Below are 7,710 nucleotides of genomic sequence, written 5' to 3'. Positions count from 1 at the left end.
TTGCTCTTCAACACTCAAGCCTAAGCGAGGAGCCGAGTGGTGGGGCAAGAGCGTTTTGCTTACTTTTGACTGGGCCGGCATTCCGGCTTTTCGAAAGTGAGCGGAACCCATATCAGCCATAACAAAAATAACGGATATGTACACCACCCCAAAAAGCCCTACCGCAAGGGCCCCAAAACCTGCCGATACCGCTCCACCCCCTGGCCCGTCTCCCGCACCAGAACCACCTCGATCCCCAGCGGTTCCTCCTGCCGATTCCCACTCAACTGCCGCCACCCCTTGTCCCAAACCCGCACCTGCAAATCCCTGACCTGCCCAAGCACCGCCACCGCATCCCTGGGCGCCGGCAGCGGATACCGATCCCGCGCCGGTGCAGCTGCCCGGTACAGCGTGTCGCCCTTGAGCCACCACCGCACCCGCTGCAACCCATCCCCAGGAATCGGCGCACTCCGGATCACCTCCAGCCGAAACCCCTTGCTGTCCGAACTCCTCACCGACACCGCCGCCAACCCGCCAGGCTTCGGCGCGTCTTCGCCAATCGGCGGCCCCAACTCAACCCCCGCGCGCAAGCTCACATCCAGCTGCATCTGGTTCAGCGCCCGCAACAACACCTCCGTCTGCTCACTGCTGGCCTGCAAATGCTGATCAGCCCGGGTCACACTGTCCAACCCGCGCCAGGCAATCACACTGACCACCGCCATCAACATGATCGCCACCATCACCTCGATCAGCGTAAAACCCTTCTGGTCACTCATGACTCACCACCCGCAACAACCCCGCCGCATCCCGTTGCAGGCTCAGGCTGTATTGCCCATCCGACAGCACCACCCGCACCGGCGGGTTCACCCATTCAGCATCCAGCACCAATGTTTTCCCGGGCTCGATGCGCACCTGCATCGGCGCACTGTCCCAGGCCCGCGGACGCAGTTGCTGATCGCCGCTGAAGTTCTCCACTCCCAGCCCATCATCCGTCACGCGGCTGAAGCGAAATCCCTTGGCATCGGCTTTCCAGGTAATCGCCCGGCCATCGGCACGCGCCTCGGCCTGGGCCATCTGCAGCAATTGGCTCAAGCGTTCCGCGTCCTTGCGCAGCAGGTGCAGCGGATCAGGCTTGATGCTCAGGCTGATGGCCGCACTGGCGATGCCGATGATCACCAGCACCACCATCAACTCGATCAACGTGAAGCCCTGCTGTTTCATTTTTTGCTCCCTGATCAACCGCTGAAATAAAAAGGTGTGAATTGCCCTGTAGCCTGAGGCGACGGACAAACAGGAGGTCCCGCCCATGGCATTCATCCATCGTTTTTCACCCGCCCATGGCGTCCAGGCCTTGGCGTTGCTGGCGGTGCTGGCAGGGGTTGCGACCTGGACGCCGCTGTTGCTCACGTCGGCCGAGTCCCACACCCCGCAGGCCGCGCCCCAGGCGTTGGCGGCTCGCAGTGACAACCCCGCCGTGCAATGGTTTTCCAATACCCCGGCGGTGATGCAGATCAGGGTCTCCGGGGTGCTTGCCGGGGCGCGTGGGGCGGTGGCGATCCTCAGTCTCAACGACGGCCCGCCCCGCAGCTTTTTGTTGGGTGAACGCCTGAGTCCCGGCGTGCGGCTGACGGCCATTGAAGGCGATAGCGTGGAGATCGAGCGCGGCGCGGAAAAAATCCGCGTGCCCCTCGACAAGTTGCCCGACGGGCCGACGTTGCCAAGCCTCATTCGGCAGTAACCGGGCGCTTCACCGGCGGGCGCCCCAGCAGTGTCTCCAGGCGTGCCAGGGGTGGCGCTTCCCGGGTGGCGTCCAGCACCTGCACGCTGACCTGGAACAGGCGCCCATCCGGCCCGTTGCTGATGGTCTGTTCGCAACGCAGTTTCAGCCGGCCCTGGTCGCAGTCGAACGTCTTGCGCCCGGTGCTCACCCGACCTTCCAGGCGCAGTTCCGCCATCCGCCCCTGGGCTGCCAGCAGCGCCATCGACTTGTCCCGCAGCAGGCCGTTGCTGGTGGTCATCAGCCCGGCCACGCGTACCGCCGCCGCCATGGCCACGGCGATGATCGCCAGTGCCACCAACACTTCAATCAGGGTGAAACCTTGCTCGTTGCGGGGCCCGCCCATGGCGTACTCAAAACCGGGAAACAGGCCCGCAGACTAGCCCCGGGAGTTGACCGATTGGCGACCAAAGCTCCCGAGGATTTTCAACATGACTGACATGTGTTCTTGCAACACTGCGCCACGAAATGCACTCAAGCCAAGGAATGTCGACATGGATATCGCACACTTCACGTCAGCGCGCAGGCAGCGCGGTTTCACCCTGATCGAGATCATGGTGGTCGTGGTGATCCTGGGGATTCTGGCGGCGCTGGTGGTGCCCAAGGTGCTCGACCGCCCCGACCAGGCGCGGGCCACAGCGGCCCGGCAGGACATTGGCGGGCTGATGCAGGCCCTGAAACTCTACCGCCTCGACCACGGCTCGTATCCCAGCATGAACCAGGGCTTGAAGGTGCTGGTGGAACGCCCGGCCGATGCGAAAAACAGCAACTGGCGCGCCTACCTCGAACGCTTGCCCAACGACCCGTGGGGCAACCCGTATCACTACCTCAACCCCGGGGCCAACGGCGAAGTGGATGTGTTCTCCCTCGGCGCCGACGGGAAACCTGATGGTGACGGCGTGAATGCCGATATCGGCTCCTGGCAGTTGTAAGGCCGGCGATGAACAGCCATTCGCCCCCAGCGGCGAAGCAGCGCGGCATGGCGATTATCAGTGCCTTGCTGATCGCGGCCGTGGTCGCGGTGCTTGCCGGCGCCATGCTCACCCGGCAAACCGTGTTCACCCGCAGCCTGGAAGCTGAACAACTGCGTATCCAGGGCCAATGGTTGTTGAATGGCGGCCTGGAAACCAGTCGCCAACTCCTGTGGGATGCGCGCCGCCAGGACGTGTTGACCCGGCTCGATCAACCGTGGGCACGGCCCCTCGGCGGTGCTTTCGAGGGGCGGATTGAGGATGAGCAGGGCAAGTTCAACCTGCGCAACCTGGTGACCCAACAACACCCGGACGCCGTGCAATTGCAGAGCTTCGAACGCCTGTGCCAGTTGATCGGCATCGAGCCGGCCGTGAGCCGCCGCATCAGCCGGCGGGTGATCGACTCATACGACCAGCGCGAGCTCGGCGGCTCACTCACCGGCGGTTTCAACAGCAGCCGGGATACCTCGCCCGGTGCCGCTGCGCCATTGATCCCGGCCAAGTACCCGATGTTGCGCAGCCTCACCGACCTCAGCGGTATCGAAGGCCTCGACCCGCGCCAACTGCGGCGCATGGCGAGCTATGTCAGCGTGCTGCCCGGCAATACCTGGGTCAACGGCAATACCGCCAGCGCCGAGGTACTCAGCAGCGTGGTGCCGGGGCTCAGCCTGTCCCAGGCCCAGGCACTGGTGGCCGAGCGCGACGGCGGGCGCTGGTTTGTCAATCGCGGGGATTTCGTCAACCGGTTGCGCATGCCACAAGTCGCGGTGGACACGGTGCAGGTGGGGATCACCAGCGAGTGGTTTCGCGTGCACGGCCAGGCGCGCCGCGAGCAGCGTCGGGTCACGCTGGAGGCGTTGCTGTATCGCCCGCAAGACCGTCAGCCCCAGGTGATCTGGTCGCGGGTGGGCGTATGAAGCGTTTGCGCATCGGCTTGCCGCCGCTGGATGAACTCACCACCGAGAGCCAGGTGCAGTTCGCCTGGCTGGACCGCGCCGGGCAGGTCAGCCAGCAGGGCGAGGGCCGCCTGGCGCAATGGGCGAATACCCAGGCGGAGTGTTTTCTGCATCCACGGGACAGCTTGCTGACCAGCCTGGAGCTGCCGCAATTGCCCTCCGCCAAGGTCGACGATGCAGTGACCTGTGCGGCCCAGGCATTGATCCTCGGCCCGCTGGAATTGATGCATGTGGCCCACGGTCCACGGGACAGCAGCGGCCTGGTGCAGGTCGGCTGGTTGCCCAAAAGCAGCCTTGAGCACCTGGGCCGGATAACGACCCAGCTGAAAATCAAAGTGCGTGGCCTGTACCCGGCGCCCTACGCGCTGCCGGTCAGCGGGCCAGCGAGCGCGGCCTTCTGCGACGGGCATTTGCTACTTCGCCATAGCCTGCAGCAGGGCGCGGTACATCCTCTGGGGCAGCAGGCGCTGGATGATCTGCTCGCCACCGGTGTCGATGTGCTCCATGTGGCCGACGATGCCCGTTGGAGCGGTACCGCGCCGGGCTGGGGTTTGCACGGTCGGCTCCAGCAGGCGGCAACCGGTGGCTGGGGCAGGGCGGCGGCCTGCACGGCGCTGGCGGTCGCCGTCTGGGCCCTGGGCCTGAACCTCTACGCCGCCCGCCAGGTCGACGAAGGCCAACGCCTCAAGGCGCAGATGAGCCAGCAAGTACGCCAGGCCTTCCCCGAACTGCCGGTGATTCTCAACCCGCTGCAACAAGCCCGTCAGCAACTGGCCGCACGCCAGAGCGGCGCGGCGGCCGAACCTGGGCAGCGCTTTACCGGCTTGCTGGCGCTGGCGGGCAGCAGCCTGCCGTCCATGGCGGGCAGCGTCGAGAGCTTGAGCTACGAGCAAGGCCGCCTGCAGCTGAGCCTGCTGCCGGACGCCCGGACCCCGGCGCTGGCCGCTGACGCGCAGGCGCTGCTGGCCCAGGCCGGGTTCAGCGCCCGTCGCGACGACCAGGGCTGGACAGTCGGCCCGCTTACCGAGCGCGTTGAAGCCGATGCAGACGATGAGGCCGAAGATGAATAAGCGTTGGCAGCTTCTGCGCAGCCAGGCCCAGGTGTTCTGGAACGGCCTGGCCATGCGTGAAAAACGTCTGTTGGTGGGTGCCGGCCTGGTGCTGGCGGGCCTGCTGACCTGGTTGCTGTTGATCCAGCCACCGCTGAAGAAAATCGACTACTGGCAAGCCGAAACTCCGAAACTGCGCAGCCAGGCCGAGGCCTTGCAGGTGCTGCTGCAAGGCGTCGCCCCAGCCCCGCGCAGCAGTGACCTGGAAACCGCCTTGCACCAGTCCCTCGACAACGCCGGGCTGCAGGGCCGCTATCAATTGCAGCCGCAGGACACCGGCAGCTGGCGCCTGACCTTCGACGATGCCCCGGCGGACGCGGTGATCGACTGGCTGCTGGCCAACCCCCGGCCGTTCTCCCTGGAAGTCTCTGCGGCCCGCCTGCAACGCGCAGGCGAGGCTACCCCTTCAACCTCGGCCGGCACCTTGTCCGGGACCGTTCGCATGGATCAGGCGCCTGGCGCTAAGGAAGCTTCATGAAGTGGTCATTGCCCAACGCTGCGCCTTATCGCAAGGTCGCCCCTTTGCTCTTGTTGGCGCTGGGAGCGTGCAGCAACCCCCAATCCTCCGCGCCGTTGCTGGTGGACAGCGAGCTCGGCCAACCCCTGGCCGACACCCGGCGCAGCGGCGACACACCACTGGACCGCCAGCGCGAAACCGTGCCGCCACCCCGGGTGCAACACCCGGTGACCAACAGCGCCCGCAGCCATGGCGCCGCACCGGCCAGGGCGCGCAACCCGCTGGGTGATCAACCGGTACAACTGAACTTCGTCGACGCCGATATCCAGGCGGTGGTGCGCGCCTTGTCCCGCGCCACCGGCCAGCAATTCCTGGTGGACCCGCGTGTCAAAGGCAACCTCACGTTGGTCAGCGAAGGCCAGGTACCGGCGCACCAGGCCTACGACATGCTGCTGGCGGCGCTGCGCATGCAGGGCTTCAGCGTGGTCGACGTAGGCGGCGTGGCCCAGGTGGTGCCGGAGGCGGACGCCAAGCTGCTGGGCGGGCCGATCTACAGCGGCGCCAACCCGGGCGGGCAGGGCATGCAGACCCGCACCTTCCGCCTGCAATACGAAAACGCGGTAAACCTGATCCCGGTGCTGCGCCCGATCGTGTCGCCGAACAACCCGATCAACGCCTACCCCGGCAACAACAGCATCGTGATCACCGACTACGCGGAAAACCTGGCGCGGGTGGCACAGATCATCGACGGCATCGACACCCCGAGCGCCATCGACACCGACGTGGTGAAGGTGCAGAACGGCATCGCCGTGGACATCGCCGCCATGGTCTCGGAACTCCTCGAAACCCAGGGCGCCGACCAGACCCAGAAGATCAACGTGATCGGCGACCCGCGCTCCAACTCCATCATCATCCGCGCCGGCAGCCCGGAGCGCACGGAACTGGCGCGCAACCTGATCTACAAGCTCGACAACGCCCAGAGCAACCCGAGCAATATGCACGTGGTGTACCTGCGCAACGCCCAGGCCGGCAAGTTGGCGCAGTCGCTGCGGGGCTTGCTCACTGGTGAGAGCGACACCGGTACCAGTGACAATGCCCGCGGCAAGTTGAGCAGCATGGGCGGCAACACCCAGGGTGGCCAGGGCAGTACCCAGAACAGCAGCGGCACTCCCACCGGCAGCGGCACTGTCCAGCCCAGTGGTTACGGGCAGGACACCAGCAGCACCGGAGCCTCTTCCCCTACCGACCAGAACACCGCGTTCAGCGCCGGTGGCGTGACGATCCAGGCGGACGCCACCACCAACACCTTGCTGATCTCGGCGCCGGACCCGCTGTATCGCAACCTGCGGGAGGTGATCGACATGCTCGACCAGCGTCGCGCCCAGGTGGTGATCGAGAGCCTGATCGTCGAAGTGGGTGAGGACGATGCCAGCGAGTTCGGGGTGCAGTGGCAGGCGGGCAACCTGGGCGGGAAGGGGGGCTTTGGCGGGGTGAACCTGGGGGGCAGCGGCTTGAATGGAACCCCCACCAGCAAGACCAGCATTGATGTGTTGCCCAAGGGTTTGAACATCGGGCTGGTGAATGGCTCGGTGGACATTCCGGGGATTGGCAAGGTGCTGGACCTCAAGGTGCTGGCCCGGGCATTGAAGAGCAAGGGCGGGACCAATGTGTTGTCGACGCCGAACCTGCTGACCCTGGATAACGAGGCGGCGAGTATTTTTGTGGGGCAGACGATTCCGTTTGTCACCGGCAGTTATGTGACGGGCGGCGGCGGCACGAGCAATAACCCGTTCCAGACGGTGCAGCGCGAGGAAGTGGGGCTGAAGCTGAACGTGCGGCCGCAGATTTCCGAGGGGGGGACGGTGAAGCTGGATATTTATCAGGAGGTCAGCAGCGTCGACACGCGGGCTTCGGTGGATGCCGGGACGGTGACGAACAAGCGGGCGATTGATACGAGTATTTTGCTGGATGACGGGCAGATCATGGTACTTGGCGGGCTGTTGCAGGATGGGTATAGCCAGAGCAATGACGCCGTGCCTTGGTTGTCGGATATTCCGGGGTTGGGGGCGCTGTTCAGGAATGAAAAGCGCAGTGTGACGAAGACTAATTTGATGGTGTTTTTGCGGCCTTACATTATTCGTGACGGCGGGGCGGGGCGCAGTATTACGCTGAATCGCTATGAGTTTATGCGCAGGGCCCAGGGTGGGTTGCAGCCGGAGCATAGTTGGGCGATGCCGGATGTGCAGGCGCCGCAGTTGCCTTCGGTGGATAAGGCGATTCCCGGGGGGCAGGGGGTTAGGGCGGTGATTCGGGCGGTGCCGCGGTGATTTGGGTTTTGGATGGGGGGCATATCCGTTGCTGCGGTAACGGCCACCTATGGTTCCGCTCTTACAGCGGGTCACTTTTGGCAAACGCCCCAAAAGTAACCAAAAGGTCTTTGCCCCACCACTCGGTGCCTCGC

General features: G+C 65.0%; 9 protein-coding genes. 6 read left to right on the top strand and 3 right to left on the bottom strand.

Annotation, left to right across the window (positions count from 1 at the left end; genetic code table 11):
- Window positions 1-158: 158 nt before the first annotated feature.
- Both HX801_RS30895 and gspH read right to left on the bottom strand, forming a co-directional pair.
- A complete protein-coding gene (locus HX801_RS30895; protein ID WP_177023358.1) occupies window positions 159-755 on the bottom strand; it encodes a type II secretion system protein GspJ in 597 nt (198 codons plus the stop codon).
- Complete coding sequence (gspH, locus tag HX801_RS30890) at window positions 748-1,200, bottom strand: type II secretion system minor pseudopilin GspH (RefSeq protein ID WP_177023357.1); 453 nt, start codon at window positions 1,198-1,200, stop codon at window positions 748-750. Before gspH ends, HX801_RS30895 begins: the two co-directional genes overlap by 8 nt.
- 85 nt (window positions 1,201-1,285) lie before the next feature.
- On the opposite strand from gspH, the gene HX801_RS30885 reads away from it, so the two are divergent.
- Window positions 1,286-1,717, top strand: coding sequence for a type II secretion system protein N (locus HX801_RS30885; protein ID WP_177023356.1), 432 nt, complete (start codon window positions 1,286-1,288; stop codon window positions 1,715-1,717).
- Here the strand turns inward: HX801_RS30885 and gspI are convergent.
- Entirely contained in the window at window positions 1,704-2,102 is a 399-nt protein-coding gene (gspI, locus tag HX801_RS30880) for a type II secretion system minor pseudopilin GspI (protein ID WP_008431408.1), read from the bottom strand. The genes HX801_RS30885 and gspI overlap by 14 nt on opposite strands.
- Window positions 2,103-2,250: 148 nt before the next feature.
- On the opposite strand from gspI, the gene gspG reads away from it, so the two are divergent.
- From gspG to gspD, 5 genes are read left to right on the top strand one after another with little or no spacing between them, the layout of a single operon-like run.
- Window positions 2,251-2,688: a type II secretion system major pseudopilin GspG gene (gspG, locus tag HX801_RS30875; protein ID WP_003218660.1), complete on the top strand. Its 438-nt coding sequence runs from the start codon at window positions 2,251-2,253 to the stop codon at window positions 2,686-2,688.
- An 8-nt stretch (window positions 2,689-2,696) separates the two neighbouring features.
- A complete protein-coding gene (gene gspK, locus HX801_RS30870; protein ID WP_177023355.1) occupies window positions 2,697-3,644 on the top strand; it encodes a type II secretion system minor pseudopilin GspK in 948 nt (315 codons plus the stop codon).
- Window positions 3,641-4,753 carry a type II secretion system protein GspL gene (gene gspL, locus HX801_RS30865; RefSeq protein WP_177023354.1) on the top strand — a complete coding sequence of 371 codons (1,113 nt, stop codon included), beginning with the start codon at window positions 3,641-3,643 and terminating at the stop codon, window positions 4,751-4,753. The genes gspK and gspL overlap by 4 nt, the downstream gene beginning before the upstream one ends.
- Complete coding sequence (gene gspM, locus HX801_RS30860; protein ID WP_177023353.1) at window positions 4,746-5,270, top strand: type II secretion system protein GspM; 525 nt, start codon at window positions 4,746-4,748, stop codon at window positions 5,268-5,270. The genes gspL and gspM overlap by 8 nt, the downstream gene beginning before the upstream one ends.
- Complete coding sequence (gspD, locus tag HX801_RS30855) at window positions 5,267-7,576, top strand: type II secretion system secretin GspD (protein WP_008431402.1); 2,310 nt, start codon at window positions 5,267-5,269, stop codon at window positions 7,574-7,576. The genes gspM and gspD overlap by 4 nt, the downstream gene beginning before the upstream one ends.
- Window positions 7,577-7,710 lie beyond the last annotated feature (134 nt).

This window comes from Pseudomonas sp. G1002, assembly GCF_013385455.1.
Lineage (GTDB): Bacteria > Pseudomonadota > Gammaproteobacteria > Pseudomonadales > Pseudomonadaceae > Aquipseudomonas.
Note: the sequence above shows the minus strand (reverse complement) of the source record. Positions and strands in the feature narration are given on the sequence as shown.

Bases quoted from the DNA above. Each gene is read 5' to 3' on its own strand.
- HX801_RS30895 (WP_177023358.1), bottom strand. From the start codon at position 755: ATGAGTGACCAGAAGGGTTTTACGCTGATCGAGGTGATGGTGGCGATC.
- gspD (WP_008431402.1), top strand. From the start codon at position 5,267: ATGAAGTGGTCATTGCCCAACGCTGCGCCTTATCGCAAGGTCGCCCCT.
- gspG (WP_003218660.1), top strand. From the start codon at position 2,251: ATGGATATCGCACACTTCACGTCAGCGCGCAGGCAGCGCGGTTTCACC.
- gspK (WP_177023355.1), top strand. From the start codon at position 2,697: ATGAACAGCCATTCGCCCCCAGCGGCGAAGCAGCGCGGCATGGCGATT.
- gspH (WP_177023357.1), bottom strand. From the start codon at position 1,200: ATGAAACAGCAGGGCTTCACGTTGATCGAGTTGATGGTGGTGCTGGTG.
- gspL (WP_177023354.1), top strand. From the start codon at position 3,641: ATGAAGCGTTTGCGCATCGGCTTGCCGCCGCTGGATGAACTCACCACC.
- HX801_RS30885 (WP_177023356.1), top strand. From the start codon at position 1,286: ATGGCATTCATCCATCGTTTTTCACCCGCCCATGGCGTCCAGGCCTTG.
- gspM (WP_177023353.1), top strand. From the start codon at position 4,746: ATGAATAAGCGTTGGCAGCTTCTGCGCAGCCAGGCCCAGGTGTTCTGG.
- gspI (WP_008431408.1), bottom strand. From the start codon at position 2,102: ATGGGCGGGCCCCGCAACGAGCAAGGTTTCACCCTGATTGAAGTGTTG.